The following is a 15,880-nucleotide window of genomic DNA, read 5'->3' as shown; positions in this document are numbered from 1 at the left end:
CGTCACTCGGCAGCGAGGCTACTCACCACACTTTCGGGCTCGACGACGTCCAGCGACATCTCGATGTGGCGCCGGGCCTCCGCGGCGGCCCGGTCGGGGTGGCACTCGTCCAGGACGTCGCGCACCCCGTGGCCCGACGAGCCGGCAGCATCCGCCGGGTGGCCCGAGGTGAGCCGCAGAGCCCGGATGCGGCTCATGTCGCCCATGAGCCGCTGGTAGATGGTGATCAGGGAGGTGTTTCCGCTGGCCTCGGCCCACAGGTGAGCCGTGCGCCGGCACTTGCCTCCCGCCGGGGCCTTCTCGGGAGGACCGGCTGCGCGCGGGCCGTGGCGCCGGCAACAGGGGTCTCTCGGCCCTGGGGCGCGAGGCACACCTCGAGTGAGACTACGACCCATCCCCGGGAGGTGGCGATGGCGGAACAGACGCAGCGGTCCGTGCTGGTCGGTGTCGACGGATCGGCCGCCGCCGCACGGGCCGCACTGTGGGCGACCGACGAGGCGGTGACGACCGGCCGGCCCCTGCGGCTCGCGGTCTGCGTGCGCCCGTCGATGCCGGAGCTCGCCGGGCTCGCGCTTCCGCCGGGCACGATCGACGGCGCGCACCTGCGTGCGACGGCGTCGGGGCTGCTGCAGTCGGCGGTCGCGCGGTGCCGGGTCCTCGCACCGGGGATCGACGTCCAGGGCGAGCTGGTGTCGGGCCGTCCGGTCGAGATGCTCGACCGGCTCGCGCAGGGCGCCGCGTCACTGGTGCTCGGCGCCTCCGGTCAGAGCGGGGTCGCCACGGTGCTCCTGGGTTCGAGCGCCGCTGAGCTGGCCCGGCGGGTCACCGCACCGCTGGTGGTCGTGCGCGACCTCGGCGCCGCAGGCCCGGACGGACCCGTCGTGGTGGGTGTGGACGGCTCGGCGGTCACCGGTCACGTCGTCCGGTTCGCCGCCGACCACGCGGCGGCGCGCGGACGCGAGCTCGTGGCCGTGCACGCCTGGTCGGACCTGCCGCTCGACGCGCTGGCCGGGACCGGCGCACCGGGGATCGACCGTGTTCGGGCCCGCCGGGACGCCGACGCCCTGCTGGAGTCGTACCTCGCCACAGCGCGCGACCGCCATCCCGACCTGGCGGTCCGGCGCATCGTGTGCCTCGACCGTCCCGCCCGGGCCCTGTTCGGCGCGGCCGCGGGCGCTTCGCTGCTCGTCGTCGGGCGGCACGGACGGGCCGGCGACACCGTGGGGCCGTTGGGCTCGGTCGGCCACGCCGTCCTGCACTACGCGCACTGCCCCGTCGCCCTCGTGAGCGGGGGCTGACGTCCGTACACCGAGCAAGGAGTCGTCATGTCCGACCACGTGTTCCGCGACCGCCGCGACGCCGGGCGGGTCCTGGCCGGGCTGCTGGCCCACTACCGCGACGAGCCCGGTCTGGTGGTCCTCGGACTGGCCCGCGGTGGTGTGCCGGTGGCCCACGAGGTCGCGACGGCGCTCGGCGCTCCGCTGGACGTGCTGGTGGCCCGCAAGCTCGGGGTCCCGGGCCACCCGGAGCTGGCGATGGGGGCCGTCGCCGGTGACGGCGTGGTCGTGATCGACGACGACGTCGTGCGCGGGATGCGGGTCGGCACCGACGCCATCCGGCGGGTGGCCGAGCGGGAGGGCCGGGAGCTGTTGCGTCGCGAGCGGGCCTACCGGGGCGACCGCCCCGCCCCCGACGTGGCCGGGCGCACCGTCATCGTGGTGGACGACGGCCTCGCGACCGGCTCCACCATGTATGCGGCGGTCGAGGCGCTGCGCAGGCTCGGACCGGCCCGGATCGTCGTCGCCGTGCCGGCCGCGCCGCAGTCCACCTGCCGCGAGCTCGCTGCGGTCGTCGACGACCTGGTGTGCGCCACCACCCCCACGCCCTTCCACGCCGTCGGCCGGTCCTACTGGGACTTCACCGAGACCGGTGACGACGAGGTGCGGGCGCTGCTCGGCGCCCCGGCCCGCCCTGCTCCGCCCGACCCCGCGGCGGTGCTGCGGGCCGCGGCGGTGCCCACCCGCGACGGGGTGCCGCCCGACGACGCCCTGTTCGAACTCGTGGGTGACGCCCGGATCGTGCTGCTCGGGGAGGCCAGCCACGGCACCCACGAGTTCTACGCCGCGCGCGCCGCCATCACCCGGCGCCTGGTGGAGGAGAAGGGGTTCTGTGCGGTCGCGGTCGAGGCGGACTGGCCCGACGCGCACCGGGTGGACCGCTACGTCCGCGGCGTCGGCGACGACCGGATCGCCGAGGAGGCGCTGCGCGGGTTCGAGCGCTTCCCCACCTGGATGTGGCGCAACGCCGCCGTCCTGGAGTTCGTCGGCTGGCTGCGGGAGCACAACAGCGGTCTCGCCGCCGGTCACGGCGTCGGCTTCTTCGGGCTCGACCTCTACAGCCTCTACCGGTCGATGGCCGAGGTGATCTCCTACCTGGAGGGCGTGGACCCGGACGCCGCGCAGCGCGCCCGCGACCGCTACGCCTGCTTCGACCACCACGGCACCGGGGACGGTCAGGCCTACCGTTTCGCCGCCGCGTTCGGAGCGGGTGAGACGTGCGAGCGCGAGGTGGTCGAGCAGCTCGCCGACCTGAACCGGCACGCGCTGGACTATGCGCGGCGCGACGGGCAGCCGGCCGCCGACGCGCTCTTCCACGCCGAACGCAACGCCGTCACGGTCCGCAACGCCGCCGAGTACTACCGCACCATGTACGCCGGCCGTGCCGAGTCGTGGAACCTGCGGGACCGGCACATGGCCGACACCCTCGACGCCGTGGAGGCGCACCTCACCCGCCGGCACGGGGAGCCGGTGCGCATCGTGGTGTGGGAGCACAACTCCCACATCGGCGACGCCCGCGCGACGGAGGCCGCGGTCCGCGGTGAGCTCACCGTCGGTCAGCTGGTGCGCGAGCGCCACGGCCGGGACTGCCGCAGCATCGGGTTCACCACCTACACCGGCACCGTCACCGCGGCCCAGGACTGGGGCAGCCCGGCCCTGCGCCGGGACGTGCGCCCCGCCCTGCCCGGCAGCGTCGAGGCGCTGCTGCACGAGGTGGGGGCGCCGGAGTTCCTCCTCTCCTTCGCCACGTCACCGCACGCGGCGGAGGTGCTGCGCGCGGCCCGGCTGGAGCGCGCGATCGGGGTGGTCTACCGGCCCGAGAGCGAGCGTGCCAGCCACTACTTCCACGCCCGCGTGTCCGACCAGTTCGACGCGGTGATCCACATCGACGAGACCCGCGCGGTCGAGCCGTTGGAGCGGACCGTGCACTGGGAGGCCGGCGAGGTCCCCGAGACCTACCCCTTCGCGGTGTGACCGCGCCCGTCAGCCGACGGGCTGGGACGCGGGGGTGACGTGGGTGACGAACCAGTCGCGGGCGAGGTCGGCGACCTGTTCCAGCGTCCCGGGCTCCTCGAACAGGTGCGTGGCCCCGGGCACCACGGCGAGTCGCGCCTCGCAGCGCATCGCGGCCAGCGCGCGGCGGTTGAGCTCCAGCACCGCCGTGTCGGCGCCCCCGACGATCAGCAGGGTCGGCGCCCTGACCTGCCCGAGCCGGGGCACTGCCATGTCGGGACGCCCACCCCGCGACACCACCGCGGCGATGTCGGCGTCCGGGTCGGCGGCCGCCCACAGGGCCGCGGCAGCGCCCGTGCTCGCGCCGAAGAGGGCCACCGGCAGACCCTCGCAGCCCGGCTGACGACGGACCCACGCCGTGGCCCCGGCCAGCCGGACGGCCAGCAGGTCCACGTCGAAGACGTTCGCCCGGTCCCGCTCCTCCCGCGGGCTGAGCAGGTCCAGCAGCAGCGTGGCCAGGCCCGCCCGCTGCAGGACCGCCGCGACCCGGCGGTTGCGCGGGCTGAGCCTGCCGCTGCCGCTGCCGTGGGCGAACACGACCACTCCCAGGGGCCCCTCCGGCACGGTGAGGTGACCGTGCAGGGACCGACCGGGGACGGCCACCTCCACATCGCGGCCGGGGGGCGGCGGGGCCTGCGACCCGGGGCCGGCCGGTGTCCCGCCGGCGGCGCGGCGCAGCAGCTCCACCACCTCCTCCTCCGACGTCGGGGTGAAGTCGACGTAGAACCGGCCGACCGCATCGAACAGGTCGGGCACCTCGAGGCAGTCCAACTCGTCGACCTCGTCCCGGAGCCGGATCGCGGTCTCGCGAGCGCAGACCGGTGCGACGAGTACCACCCTCGCCGCACCGTGTGCACGGGCCACCCGGCAGGCGGCCCGTGCGGTGGCCCCGGTGGCGATCCCGTCGTCGACCAGCACCGCGGTGCGTCCGGCCAACGGGATCCGCGGCCGGCCGGCCCGGAACAGCTGAGCCCGCCGCTGCACCTCCACGCGCTCCCGACGCTCCAGCTCAGCCAGCTCCGCCTCACCCACGTGCGCCCGACGCACCGTCTCGGAGTCGACGACCAGCACCCCGTCCTCGCCGACCGCGCCCATGGCCAGCTCGGGCAGGGACGGCACCCCCAGCTTGCGCACCACGATCACGTCCAACGGCGCCCCCAACACCCGCGCGACCTCGAACGCCACCGGGACCCCGCCCCGCGGCAACCCGAGCACGACGACGTCCTCGTCCCGCAGATGCGTCAGCCGTCCGGCCAACCGCCGACCCGCCTCCACACGATCAACGAACGGCATGGCAGCCTCCTTCGGAACCTCCAGTGTTCGACGGGAGCCGCCGCACCGACAGGGACGTCCGGCCCCCTGCCGCAGTGCCGTCCGATCAGTCGGTGACCGTCCGGACGTCGAGCACCCCGCGCACCGAGGCGGCCACCACCGACGCGGCGTGCTGCTCGGTGGGATCGCCGAAGGCGTCGGCCAGCGTGACCCGGCCCCCGTCGACGGACACCCGCCACCGGCCCGGGCCTGCGTAGGCCTCCAGGCGACGCCGCACGTCGCCCTCGATCGCGACGTCCGAGCGGGTCGCGGTGGCCAGCGCGTCACGCCTGCTCACGATGCCGACCAGCCCCACGCCGCCGTCCACGACCGGCACCGAGCGGATGCCGAGCGACCGCATCTGCTCGACCAGGTCCGCGAGGTCGGTCCAGGGCAGCGCGGTGACGACCTCGGTCGTCATCACCTCGGCCACCCGCTGTGGCGCGACCCTGGTCAGTTCCTCGCTCAGCAGCGGCGAGCGGGCGTCGTGGTGCAGCCTCCCGCGCAGCAGATCGGCCTCGGTGACGATGCCGACGAGCTCGCCGGCGCCGTCCACGACGGGCAGCGCGGTGAACCCGCGGCCCGTCAGCAGCGCCGCGGCCGCCCGGATCGGGGTGTCCGGGTCGACCGTCACCACGGGCCGGGTCATCACGTCGCGGACCAGCATGGCCGTCTTCTCCTTCGTCGTCGGTGCCGGCCGGGCGGCGCGGCGCATCGCCAGGGTCCCCGTCCGGGAGTCACGCCGGGTAGCACCGGACGGCACCCGGGTGACGAGTCGATGGGCCCGGAGGACGGGGAACCGGCGACGCGCGGCTCCGCGGGATCGGGCCCTTCGGCCCTGACCCCACCGATCCGGGCCGACCACGCTGGGCAGCACCGATCGCGACGGAAGGACCACCATGAACCTCGAGGACACCAGGGCGGACGACTACCACGGCATCTGCATCGGGCGGATCCGCGCCGACAGGCAGGTCTACGACCACCACGGCGTGCACATCGGGCGGGTGGACGCCGACGGCACCGTCCGCACCCACACCGGCATCCGCGTCGGACGGGCCCGCCAGAACACCTGACGGGAGGCCCGGCCGCCGGCACGCGGCCCCGACGGGTCGCCCGAGGCTGCGACGCTGACGCCACGAGCCGCGACCGCTGGACTCCACCGCGGCGCCGGACAGCAGGTCGTCGAGATCCTCGTCGAGGTCGTCGTCGAGGTCGTCGTCGCCGTAGAGCGACGCGATGGCCAGCAGTGCGCCGGAGTTGTCCCACTCCGGCGGCGCGGGATCCGCGCCGGAGGGGACGGTCCGGGTGACGGCAGACATCATGATCACACCTTCCGGTTGGCGCCTTCTCCCGTCATGGTCACCAGCACGGCGCGCGCCGCACAGGGACTTCCGACCCGGGACCCCCGCGGTCCCCGGATCGGGGCAGCGGACCGATGGTCGGGGCGCCCGCGTGCGGGTTCACCGGGCCGTGGCCCCGCGGGCCGCCCGTCCGAGCGCCCGCCGCACCGGTGTCCACGTCGTGGCGGTCAGCGCCTGGTGCTCCTGCTGGTGGAGCACGCCGAAGGTGAACCCGTTCCCACCCTCGAGCGCAGCAGCGGCGCCGAGTTCGCGCAGCACGGGCAGCGCCACGATGGCGTCCTGGCGCTCACCGAGAAGTTCCTGGACCTGTCTGACCTGCCTGATCAGCGCACGGGCCGGTTCCCCCAGAACAGGTGCGGCGGCCTCGGCGGCGTACCGCAACCGTTTCGCCGCCTTGCGGGCGTCGTGCAGCTGGATGTCACGTTCCACATCGGGGCCACGTCGCTCCGCGGCCCTCAGATGGGTGTCGACCCGGCGGTGGGACCGGTCGAGGAACGCGCCGAGGCGCGGTCGGGCGCGCCTGCCCGCTGCCGGGGTGAGCGGAGGGGTGTCGAGGAGGCGGTCGATCGCGGTGAGCAGAGCGAGATAACGCTCGCCGTCGAGGGCGGCGAGGACCTCGTCCCGGGCCAGGACGCGCCGCCCGGTGAAGTAGCGCGTCACCTGCGCCGCGACGGGGCCGAGCACCAGCTCGTCCGGCAGTGCGGCAACGGCCGCGAGGATACGGGCTTCGAGGACCTCCAGGTCCCTGGCGACCCCGAGCACGGCGGCGAGCCACTTCAGCTCGGCGGCGAGGTCACCGGTGGCGTCGCGGTCGACGACGGCGCCGAAGGCCTGCAGCGCGCTGCGCATCCGCCGGGTCGCGACCCGCATCCGGTGGACCGCGTCGGGAACCTCACGACGCACGGCCGGGTCGCCGGTGCGGATCACCCGGGCCTGCTCGGCCAGGTAGGCGAGCACGACCGCACCGAGCGTCGCCGACCGGTCCGGGCCCGGACGGCGCGCCGCGGGGATGCGGTCGCCGAGAACACGAGCCAGCTTGGACGGGGCTTCGGAGCGCCGGACGCCGGCCTTGCGCAGGCGACGGTCGAACCGGTCGAGCAGGCGCGTGTCACCGGCCTCGTCGAGCTCCACCTCCACCTCCCGCCACGAGCGGGCCTCGGTCGAGACGCCCATCGTGTGCGCAGTGACGTGGTCGTCGACGACCGTGACCAGGCCGCGCCCGGAGTCGTCGGTCAACCGCCACTGCCGGCGACGCGTCGTGAGCTCGGCGACCGGCACCAGGGGCCTGCCCCGGGTGAAACCGTGGACCAGTCGCACGAGCTCGTCGGGCGGCTGCGGGCTGCGGCGGCCGGCCTCACCGCGGGTGAACCCCACCCGGATCTCGTCGCGGCAGTCCGCGGCGACAGGGAGCTTGAGGTGCCATCCACTGTCGGCACCGCCGCGGCGCCGGCGCAGGGTCACCCCGTCCGCGGCGAGCCGCAGGTCCGCCGTGTCGAAGTAGATCGCCTCGAGCACGAACTCCTGCGACCCGGCCGCGTCGGCCGGTTCGGGCCAGGGCGGGAGCGCGGCGTCCTCGTCGAGGTCGTACTTGCGCTCGGTCTCACGCACGGTCACAGCCATGCGTCTGCCTACCCCGCGGGCGACCTCCCGCACCAGGTTCGAACGGAGTGCAGCCGTGCCGAAAGACCCTGAACGCCCACGAAGGACACCCGGGTGGCCCGTCATCGCGCGGTCCGTGTCACCGTCTGCCAGGCACGCGCTATCGCCGTGCGTCGGTCTCCGCCGCTGCGCAGTGCGAGCAGCACGAACAGAACCATCGCCACGGCGCCCGCGCCGACGGTGACGGCGGTGGCCAGCGCGAAGCACAGGACGGCGGCCAGCGCAGCGACGATCAGTGCGGCATCGGCGGCCCGATGCAGCCGGCGTTCGGACCGCTGCGCGCTTCGGGTGAGCGACGCCAGGCGGCGCTCCTCGCCCGTGAACTGCTGTTCGATCTCACGGAGAATGCGCTTGTCGCGTTCGCTGAGCATCGGTCGGCTCCGGAAAGGTGGTGCTGCCCGGTGGGGCAGTGGCTGGTGGTGGGATCCGATGCTCCGCCGGATGGCGCACCCGTGGGCAGCGACAGATGTCCTCGATCGGCGGGCCGAACGGACCGGACGGCCGCGTCCCGGCGTCGACGGGGCGGGCGCTGACGATCATGGCCTTGCCGCTCGGGTGCGTCCCCCGCGCGGGGACGGCGGGGGCTGAGGCGGGGTGGGCGGGCGGCCGTTTCCGGTACACATCGTGGCGGTACTCCCTCGGGTGTCGTGTCGTGTCGTGTCGTGTCGTGTCGTGTCGTGTCGCGCCACAGGGCGGTCGAGGCGGTCAGGGCCGGGCCGGTCTGCCCGGAGCAGATCGGGGTGGTGACGGGGTCCAACCGGGAGACCAGCAGCACCGGGCAGGGTGCGTGCTGCCGGGCGCTGAGGGCGACCAGCCCGAGCCGGCCGGGAGCACCGGCGCGGGTGCCACCCAGGACGAGCATGGTGGGTCCGCCACGGTGGCCGCGCGACGAACAGGCTGGTCCCACCCACGAGCGGCCCGCCCGGCCCGGCCGCGGCGCCGAGCATCAGCGCCCCGCCCGAACGACGGCACCAGTCCGCCATCCAGCCCGGGACGTGCGCCCCGTCGACGACGACGCCGCGTGGCCGGGTCCTGGGGCGGGCGGTGGCGCGGGTGCTCGGGGTGGTCGACCGCCAGCAGGTCACGCACGTCGCGCAGCATCGACGGCAGCGCCGCCTCGACCAGCCGGGCCAGCGATCGCCACCTCGGGTCGACGACGCACACGGCGTCGGCGGCGGTCGCCTCGTCGCGCGGCGAGACGCTCATGTGGTTGCCTTCCGTCGCTCGGTGAGGGGGGAGGCCGGCCGGGTCCGCGACACCGCAGACCCGGCCGGCTCGACCGCGACACCGCGAACCAGCTCCGTTGCTGTGTCGCGGCGCCGCTGGTGAACCCGGGTACGGGCACGGAATCCCCCTCCAGGCTCCGTGCCCGTCCCGGGCGGGACGTAGGGCCATCGGCCCTTCAGATCGGGACCGTCCAGCACAGGCGGGTACCGCTCGGCGCCCGGTGTGTGAGGGTGAGGGTGCCGCCGTGGTGCTCGGCGCGGCGGCGCAGGTTGTCCAGGCCGCTACGGCGACCGGTGTCGGGCACACCCACCCCGTCGTCGACGGCCTGGAGGGTGAGCGCGGCGGGGCCCGCGTCGACGTCGACCTCGGTGGAGCTCGCGTGGGCGTGGCGGGCGACGTTGCTCAACGCCTCCCGCAGCACCGCCAGCAGGTCCTCGACCACCCCTGCGGGCAGCGTGTCCTCCAGCAACCCACTGAACCGCAGCACCGGGTCGCGGCCCAGCGCCGGCGTCACCTCGGCGACCACGCCGAGCAGTCGGGCCCGCACCCCGTCTGGTGCATCGTGGGAGGTCTGGTGGAGCTGGAAGATCGACGTGCGGATCTGGCTGATCGTGCGCCAGTCCACGACGTCGTCGTCGCACGTGATCAACTGGCCGGTGGCCTGCGCGAGGTTCCACCGTGGGCGACCTGCTCGACCACCAGGAACTCCGCGAGCATCCGGCCCGTGCTGGCACCCCAGGGCATCGGGTACTCGGTGTCGAGGCGCCCGGTTACCGCCCATCCGTCCACGGCCCGTACCGCGGTGGCCCGGTAGCCGGCGGCCCTGGCCGGCCCCGGAACGGCGGGGGCGTCGGCCGCTCCGCCGGCTGCGACGCCTCCCAGCTGCTCCAGAGTGCCGACGAGGTACTCCACCAACCCGCGCACGTCCAGGCCCGGGCAGAGGTGGGCACCTCCTCGCGCGGCACCCCCGCCGCGGGATCGGGGCCCGGTGACGCGAGACCTTGTGCCCTACCCGGTTCCCGGATGCGGGCGGAGTCTGGACCGGTCCGGCAGGCCCTCCCCATCAACCGCGGAGCATCCGATGACCCCCACCGTCATCATCGCCGTCGCCGCCGTCGTGCTGCTCCTGCTGGCGGCGGCGGTCCGGGTCGTCAAGCAGTACGAACGCGGCGTGCTGCTGCGCCTCGGCCGCCTGCAGACCGTCCGCGAACCGGGACTGCGCCTGATCATCCCGATCGTCGACGTCCTGCACCGGGCCTCACTGCGGGTGGTGACGGTGCCGATCCAGTCGCAGGGCATCATCACCCGCGACAACGTCAGCGTCGACGTCTCCGCGGTGGCCTACTACCGCGTCGTCGACCCCGTGAAGTCCGTCGTGGCCATCGAGAACGTCCGCGCCGCGATCGACCAGATCGCCCAGACCACGCTGCGCAAGGTCGTCGGCCGGCACACCCTCGACGAGACACTGTCGGAGACCGACCGGATCAACGGCGACATCCGCGAGATCCTCGACGTCACCACCGTCGAGTGGGGCGTCGAGGTCACCCTGGTCGAGCTCAAGGACATCCAGCTGCCCGACAGCATGAAGCGCGCCATGGCCCGGCAGGCCGAGGCCGAGCGCGAGAAACGCGCCAAGATCATCAACGCGCAGGGCGAGTCGCTCGCCGCCACCGCCCTCGGCGAGGCCTCGGACGTCATGATGCAGCACTCGCTGGCCCTGCAGCTGCGCAACCTGCAGAGCCTCGTGGAGATCGGCGTCGACCAGAACTCGACGGTCGTCTTCCCGGCGCCGCTGATGAGCACCATCGGCGAGCTGGGCACCTTCCTCGCGCGCGAGGCCGCATCCGCGGCCGCGGAACCGTCCGGGGGCGGGCAGGCGGCCGACGTCACGCGGCCGGTCCCGACCGGTGGGGCCCACGGCCTGGTCGACGAGGTGATCGGCGGTCCGGCCGCGACCCCGGAGTCCGGAACCCCGGTGTAGTCGGGCAGCCCGACGCCGTTGATCGCGCGCTCGACCACCTCCATGAGCGCCTCCATGTCGGGCTCCGCACTCGGCTGCGGGCTCCTCTCCGGGGCGTCCGGGTCCCACCCGGCGGCGGCCAGCTCCCCGGCCAGCACCCGTCCGCACGACCAGCGGTCCATCACCGCCCTGGTCGACCTGGTCGAGACCGACGCGACGTCGCCTGGGCGGGCTCGAGAACATTCACACCGGAGAAGCGCGCACCTTCGGTCTGCCGACGGCCACCGCTGTTCATCAAGAGCGCGAACTTCGGCGCGTTCAACGCCACGGGCGGCTCGGTGGCCGGGCGATCTCCGCTGCAGCGGCGATCGCGCTGTTCAGCTACCTCGGCATCGAGCCGGCGTCGGTGGCCGCGGGCCGCGTCCGCAACCCGGCGAAGAACGTCGGCCACGCCACGGTGCTGGGCACGCTCGGCTGCGCGGTGGTCTACATCCTCGGCACGCTGACGGTGTTCGGCACGGTGCCCGACGCCGCGCTCCAGACCTCGACCCCGCCGTTCACCGACCCGGCCAACGCGATCTCCGGCGGCCAGCGGGCCGGCAACGCCGTCGCGATCGCGGCCGTGGTCTCCGGGTCGGTCCTGACGGTCGTCAGCCCATCACGACCGACGTGGGGCAGGTCCGTGCAGACGCCCGCCGACTCGGGATGCCGCTGATCGTCTGGACCTTCCCGCACGGTGTCAGGGCATTGGCTGTGCCGTCCAGGTCGCGGGCGACGGCCGTAGGGGTGGCATGGTCGGGCGCGACGCCGCTCTCCCCCGGAGCCGCGGAGACGCGACGCACACGACAGTCCGGTGCACGCTGCGCGTGCACCGGACTGGGCATCATTCAGACCGCGTCAGGTCTTGATCGCGATCTTCGTGGGCTCGGACTTGTCCGGCCGGGCTGGGATCGGAACCCTGACCTCCAGGATGCCGTCCTTGTAGGCGGCCGAGATGTCCTTCTCCTGCACACCCTCCGGCAGCGGCAGCGTGCGGGTCATGCTGCCGTACCGCATCTCGTGACGGGTGTAACCCTTGTCCTCGGACTTCTCGTCGACGCGGCGCTCGGCCTTGATCCGAAGCACCCCGTCGGCCACCGTCAGCTCCACATCCTTCGCGGGGTCGATGCCGGGCATCTCGGCGCGGATCACCTCGGTGTCACCGTCCCGGAACTCGTCCACCCGGATCAGGTCCTCGCCGGGCCAGTCCCAGCCCAACCCGAACGGCCGCCGCATCGGCAGCGACCGCAACCACTCCTCGAACACGCCGTCCATCATCGGGAAACGGCGGGCCATCTCGGCGCCGCGATCGCGACGGGTCAAGGTACTCATGGATGGTGACCTCCTGGTAGCTGCATCACACGGACAGCTCCAAGGCTCCCCTCCACCACCGACCGACACCGGGGCCGAAGGTCCCCGAACCTTCAGCCCTCGGTCTCCTCATGGCGGCTGACATGTACGGCTCGCGGGCCCGACCACCGAGGCGGTGGCCCCCAGCCGCCGAGCTCGTGCTGGTCTGCGCTGGAGATCACGCCTATGTGAACAGCCCGATCGGGTTGCCGTCCGGATCAGCGAACATCGGCATCTCGCCGGCCCGCCGACAGGCCCGGTCGTCCGTCACCACGCCGCGTCGATCGGCCTGCCGCCCGCGAAGGGCGGTCCTGCAGGGGCCGCGGCGCGCCGACAGCATCGGGGCGCCGTCCGACCGTGGTCACCGGTACAGCACGGTGACCGCTCCCGTCGCGGCGTTCCACGACAGCGACCCGCCCTGGAAGTCGCTGCGCCGCCCGCCGGCGACCGTGTACTCGTCCGACAGCGGCAGCCGCAGCCTGCTCGCGGTGCCGCCGAGCTGCAGGTAGCGGCCGAGGATGGCCCCGTGCACCTCGTGCGCGCCGGTGGCCGCCGACCAGTAGACGGTGCCCTTCTGGAAGGCCGATGCCCGGCCGCCGACCACGGACACCTCGTCGCCGACCGGGTAGCCGAGGATCCCGCGCTCCCAGCCCAGCGCGGCCCACTCGACACGGATCCACCCGTGCACCTCGTGCGCACCGGTGACCGGCGTCCAGTAGATCGAACCGCCGCCGACGAAATGGTTGAACCGCCCCAGCCCGTCCGGTGTCGTCGTCTCGTCGGTCACCGGGAAGCCCAGGAACGAGCCTATCGAGCCGAACTCCACGTAGCGCCCGGCGATGGCCCCGTGCACCTCGTGCGCACCGACGTCGCCGCGCCAGTAGATCCGTCCCGTGCGGAACCACTGGACGGCGGTGCCGGCCACCGAGGCCACCATCTCCCCGGTGCGGGGCGGCCCCAACGCGGAGCGCTGCGCACCCAGCGCGGCGTAGTGCGCCGCGATCGAGCCCGTCGTCACCGTCCGGTAGGGGTCGGTGAACCCGTACCCCATCGACCGCAACGTCGCGATCACCTGGGGCAGGGCGGCGGTGTCGGTCGAGTCGGAGCTCAGGTGCATGAGCACCGTGGCGCCCGGCACGGTGTAGCGGCGCACCCGGTCGAGGATCACGTCCTGGCCCACGCCGAGGTAGCCGGTGGTGTCGAAGGTCCAGTCGAAGCCGATGAAGTAACCGCGGGCGGCCAGGTCGGCGGTGACGCCCGGGTCGACGTAGCCGTCCCGGTACGGCGCCCGGAACCACCCGTCGGAGGTGAGGCCGATGCGGTTGTAGGCCGCCTCGGCCCGGTCGAGCTCGGAGAACCGCTGGGCCCGGGTCAGCTGCGTGAAGTACGGATGGTCGTAGCTGTGGTTGATCAGCTTGTGCCCGGCGGCGACGATCGCGCGTGCCTGGTCGGGGTAGCGCTCCGCATAGCGGCCGGTCAGCGCGAACCCGGCGGTGATGCCGTTGTCGCGCAGGATCTGCAGCACGCGCGGCACGTCACCCGGGGTGTACCAGTCGGCGTCCATCGTCAGCGTGACGAGCTTCGTGGACGTGTCGTACCCGCGGGTGAACACCGTCGCCCGGGCCGGCGGGAGATCCGCGGCGGCGGCCGGCGACACCGCGACGAGGGCACCGGCGACGGCGGTGCCGAGCACAGCGATCGCGACCAGCGCGGACCTGAACCGAACCCGTGTCCTCGGACCTGGCCCCATGGCGATCCCACCTACCCGCTCGCTACCCGGCCGTCGGTCGGCCCCCTCAACGGTCCGCCGTCGCGGGCGGTGCCGATCCGGGTCGGACGGCACCTATCTGGCTCCGATGGGCCCAGCGGACGCGCATGCCCATCCGGCCCACCGCACGGGGACATCCGGCCCTTATCCCGCTGAGTCGTCCGGCGCAGCATCGGTTCCAACAACAGTCCGCCGCGGGCGAGCCGCGGCTGCACCCGCCGGAGACACCCATGCTCAGCGACCGCGACCGACGCATCGTCTCGATCGCCCGCCGCGCGCGACGGTCCGAGCGCCGGTGGAACCGTGCGGCCGACGCCGCCCTCGTCCTCGCCGGGCTCTCCGCCGGCCTGTGCTTTGCATTGGCCCACGACCACCACCGCCGGAGCGGGCGGCGTTGCCACCGCGTTGTTCTGAGGAGCCAGGTCACGACAGGCCGGGAGGTCGCCCTGCCGACGGTCCCGGGGGTGGACAGTCAGGTGGTCGGGTCGGGAAGCACGTCGCGCCAGGAGTGCTCCGGCTCGTAGCCGAGCAGTCTGCGGGCCTTGTCGATGCTGTAGAACGTCTCGTCCCGGCCCATCGGGCGACGCACCTCCACCCCGTCGTAGAACCGGTCGATGATCTCGCTCGTGGTCGCGGCGACCGACATGTCGGCGTTGGCGACGTTGAACACCTCGAAGCCGAGTCCGTCGGTCTCCAGGCAGCGCAGCGTCATCTGCCCGAGGTCGCGGGTGTCGATGTAGGCGAAGAGGTTGCGCCTGCGCAGCGCCGGGTCGTCGAGGAAGGCCGGGAACAGCTCGGCGTACTCGTGGGGTTCGATGACGTTGTTGATGCGCAGCCCGTACACGTCGGCGCCGGTGCGGGCGTGGAAGGACCGCGCGGTCACCTCTCCCGCGACCTTCGACATCGCGTAGGAGTCCTCAGGGACGACCGGGTGTTCCTCGTCGACCGGGACGTAGAGGGGTCTGCGCTCGCCGCGCCCGAAGCAGATGCCGTAGGTCGTTTCCGAGGAGGCGAACACGATCTTGCGGACGCCGAGGGCGGTGGCGGCCTCCAGGACGTTGTAGTGGGCGAGGACGTTGGTCGCGTAGGTCGCCTGATCGGAGGTGAGCAGGGGACGGGGGATCGCGGCGAAGTGGACGACCGCGTCGTAGGCCGACCCGCCGTGCGGTGTGGGGCCGGGGTCGTCGAAGTCGTCCTGCGTCGGGACGCCGGCCAGGGCCGAGTACACCTCACCTGCATTGGTGAGGTCGACCCGCAGGTCGGTGACGTCGGCGTGGCCGAGCGGGGTGAGGTCGGCGTTGGTGACCTGGTGGCCGCGCGAGGCGAGGTAGGGGGCTACGTGGTGTCCGGCTTTGCCGCTGCCACCGGTGAAGAAGATCCGCATACTTCCAGCCAAGCATCACGGGCAAGGGATGGGCGCCTCGGCCTGCACCTGGCCCTGTGCCCGCGGCGGAACACGGGCGTCCGGCGCCGCTCCCTGCACGAGATGCTGCAGCACCCGGCCGACGACCCCCTCGCCGCGGCCGAGAACCGACTTCCCGTCGGCTGAGCCCACGATCGGCCCACCCGCGCGACAGGGACTGTCACGAGAACGGCGCCTTGGGAGACCGTCACCGCCCGCTCGTCGCAGCGGCCGGGTCGGAACTGAGGCAGCCTGACGGCGGCGTGAGACGCGGAGACTGCGGCCATGTCCGCTGCCGATCCGTGGAAGGTTGGCACGGAGCATCCCCGGGTCGGGACACCTCCGTCTGCATCTCGCGCTTCGGTCCAGGACGTGTGGAAGGTTTCCAGCCCGCCCGTTCGCTTTGACCTCCGCGCCGACTCGGCGATCAATCTCGTTGGCCACCCATCGGAG

General features: G+C 73.6%; 15 protein-coding genes. 5 read left to right on the top strand and 10 right to left on the bottom strand.

Annotation, left to right across the window (positions count from 1 at the left end):
* Nucleotides 1–2: 2 nt before the first annotated feature.
* Nucleotides 3–206: a hypothetical protein gene (locus BGP03_RS04465; protein ID WP_296370304.1), complete on the bottom strand. Its 204-nt coding sequence runs from the start codon at nucleotides 204–206 to the stop codon at nucleotides 3–5.
* A 204-nt stretch (nucleotides 207–410) separates the two neighbouring features.
* Between BGP03_RS04465 and BGP03_RS04460 the strand changes: the two genes are divergently transcribed.
* Entirely contained in the window at nucleotides 411–1,298 is an 888-nt protein-coding gene (locus BGP03_RS04460) for a universal stress protein (RefSeq protein WP_296370305.1), read from the top strand.
* Nucleotides 1,299–1,325: 27 nt separating this feature from the next.
* Nucleotides 1,326–3,311, top strand: coding sequence for an erythromycin esterase family protein (locus tag BGP03_RS04455; protein ID WP_296370307.1), 1,986 nt, complete (start codon nucleotides 1,326–1,328; stop codon nucleotides 3,309–3,311).
* 9 nt (nucleotides 3,312–3,320) lie between these two features.
* Here the strand turns inward: BGP03_RS04455 and BGP03_RS04450 are convergent, their stop codons facing one another.
* Together BGP03_RS04450 and BGP03_RS04445 are read right to left on the bottom strand one after the other, a co-directional pair.
* Nucleotides 3,321–4,643, bottom strand: coding sequence for a phosphoribosyltransferase family protein (locus BGP03_RS04450; RefSeq protein WP_298797321.1), 1,323 nt, complete (start codon nucleotides 4,641–4,643; stop codon nucleotides 3,321–3,323).
* Between the two features lie 85 nt (nucleotides 4,644–4,728).
* The gene (locus tag BGP03_RS04445; protein WP_296370310.1) at nucleotides 4,729–5,376 is read right to left on the bottom strand and encodes a CBS domain-containing protein; all 648 of its coding nucleotides are present in this window, start codon (nucleotides 5,374–5,376) and stop codon (nucleotides 4,729–4,731) included.
* Between the two features lie 184 nt (nucleotides 5,377–5,560).
* On the opposite strand from BGP03_RS04445, the gene BGP03_RS04440 reads away from it, so the two are divergent.
* Nucleotides 5,561–5,734, top strand: a complete 174-nt coding sequence (locus tag BGP03_RS04440; protein WP_296370312.1) for a hypothetical protein — start codon at nucleotides 5,561–5,563, stop codon at nucleotides 5,732–5,734.
* A gap of 387 nt (nucleotides 5,735–6,121) precedes the next feature.
* Here the strand turns inward: BGP03_RS04440 and BGP03_RS04435 are convergent, their stop codons facing one another.
* The 4 genes from BGP03_RS04435 to BGP03_RS04420 form a co-directional block, all read right to left on the bottom strand.
* A complete protein-coding gene (locus BGP03_RS04435; protein ID WP_299735534.1) occupies nucleotides 6,122–7,630 on the bottom strand; it encodes a CYTH and CHAD domain-containing protein in 1,509 nt (502 codons plus the stop codon).
* Nucleotides 7,631–7,743: 113 nt separating this feature from the next.
* Complete coding sequence (locus BGP03_RS04430) at nucleotides 7,744–8,052, bottom strand: DUF3040 domain-containing protein (protein ID WP_298797319.1); 309 nt, start codon at nucleotides 8,050–8,052, stop codon at nucleotides 7,744–7,746.
* A gap of 1,031 nt (nucleotides 8,053–9,083) precedes the next feature.
* On the bottom strand, nucleotides 9,084–9,533 hold the full coding sequence (locus BGP03_RS04425) for an ATP-binding protein (RefSeq protein ID WP_298797318.1): 450 nt from the start codon (nucleotides 9,531–9,533) through the stop codon (nucleotides 9,084–9,086).
* A 20-nt stretch (nucleotides 9,534–9,553) separates the two neighbouring features.
* On the bottom strand, nucleotides 9,554–9,832 hold the full coding sequence (locus tag BGP03_RS04420) for a hypothetical protein (RefSeq protein ID WP_296370320.1): 279 nt from the start codon (nucleotides 9,830–9,832) through the stop codon (nucleotides 9,554–9,556).
* Nucleotides 9,833–9,989: 157 nt separating this feature from the next.
* Here BGP03_RS04420 and BGP03_RS04415 point away from each other — a divergent pair, with 157 nt between their 5' ends.
* Nucleotides 9,990–10,889 carry a slipin family protein gene (locus BGP03_RS04415; RefSeq protein WP_298797316.1) on the top strand — a complete coding sequence of 300 codons (900 nt, stop codon included), beginning with the start codon at nucleotides 9,990–9,992 and terminating at the stop codon, nucleotides 10,887–10,889.
* 385 nt (nucleotides 10,890–11,274) lie between these two features.
* Nucleotides 11,275–11,583, top strand: a complete 309-nt coding sequence (locus tag BGP03_RS04410) for an amino acid permease (protein ID WP_298797315.1) — start codon at nucleotides 11,275–11,277, stop codon at nucleotides 11,581–11,583.
* Between the two features lie 182 nt (nucleotides 11,584–11,765).
* Here the strand turns inward: BGP03_RS04410 and BGP03_RS04405 are convergent, their stop codons facing one another.
* The 3 genes from BGP03_RS04405 to BGP03_RS04395 all read right to left on the bottom strand — a co-directional run bounded on the left by BGP03_RS04405 (nucleotide 11,766) and on the right by BGP03_RS04395 (nucleotide 15,409).
* Nucleotides 11,766–12,239 (bottom strand): Hsp20/alpha crystallin family protein, encoded by a 474-nt coding sequence (locus BGP03_RS04405; protein WP_298797314.1) that lies wholly within the window; start codon nucleotides 12,237–12,239, stop codon nucleotides 11,766–11,768.
* Between the two features lie 379 nt (nucleotides 12,240–12,618).
* A complete protein-coding gene (locus tag BGP03_RS04400; protein WP_296370327.1) occupies nucleotides 12,619–13,950 on the bottom strand; it encodes a polysaccharide deacetylase family protein in 1,332 nt (443 codons plus the stop codon).
* Between the two features lie 547 nt (nucleotides 13,951–14,497).
* Nucleotides 14,498–15,409, bottom strand: a complete 912-nt coding sequence (locus tag BGP03_RS04395; RefSeq protein WP_296370329.1) for an NAD(P)-dependent oxidoreductase — start codon at nucleotides 15,407–15,409, stop codon at nucleotides 14,498–14,500.
* Nucleotides 15,410–15,880: the final 471 nt, after the last annotated feature.

It is taken from the genome of Pseudonocardia sp. 73-21 (assembly GCF_001899645.1).
Lineage (GTDB): Bacteria > Actinomycetota > Actinomycetes > Mycobacteriales > Pseudonocardiaceae > Pseudonocardia.
Note: the sequence above shows the minus strand (reverse complement) of the source record. Positions and strands in the feature narration are given on the sequence as shown.

Bases quoted from the DNA above. Each gene is read 5' to 3' on its own strand.
- BGP03_RS04465 (WP_296370304.1), bottom strand. From the start codon at position 206: ATGGGCGACATGAGCCGCATCCGGGCTCTGCGGCTCACCTCGGGCCAC.
- BGP03_RS04460 (WP_296370305.1), top strand. From the start codon at position 411: ATGGCGGAACAGACGCAGCGGTCCGTGCTGGTCGGTGTCGACGGATCG.
- BGP03_RS04455 (WP_296370307.1), top strand. From the start codon at position 1,326: ATGTCCGACCACGTGTTCCGCGACCGCCGCGACGCCGGGCGGGTCCTG.
- BGP03_RS04450 (WP_298797321.1), bottom strand. From the start codon at position 4,643: ATGCCGTTCGTTGATCGTGTGGAGGCGGGTCGGCGGTTGGCCGGACGG.
- BGP03_RS04445 (WP_296370310.1), bottom strand. From the start codon at position 5,376: ATGCGCCGCGCCGCCCGGCCGGCACCGACGACGAAGGAGAAGACGGCC.
- BGP03_RS04440 (WP_296370312.1), top strand. From the start codon at position 5,561: ATGAACCTCGAGGACACCAGGGCGGACGACTACCACGGCATCTGCATC.
- BGP03_RS04430 (WP_298797319.1), bottom strand. From the start codon at position 8,052: ATGCTCAGCGAACGCGACAAGCGCATTCTCCGTGAGATCGAACAGCAG.
- BGP03_RS04415 (WP_298797316.1), top strand. From the start codon at position 9,990: ATGACCCCCACCGTCATCATCGCCGTCGCCGCCGTCGTGCTGCTCCTG.
- BGP03_RS04405 (WP_298797314.1), bottom strand. From the start codon at position 12,239: ATGAGTACCTTGACCCGTCGCGATCGCGGCGCCGAGATGGCCCGCCGT.
- BGP03_RS04395 (WP_296370329.1), bottom strand. From the start codon at position 15,409: ATGCGGATCTTCTTCACCGGTGGCAGCGGCAAAGCCGGACACCACGTA.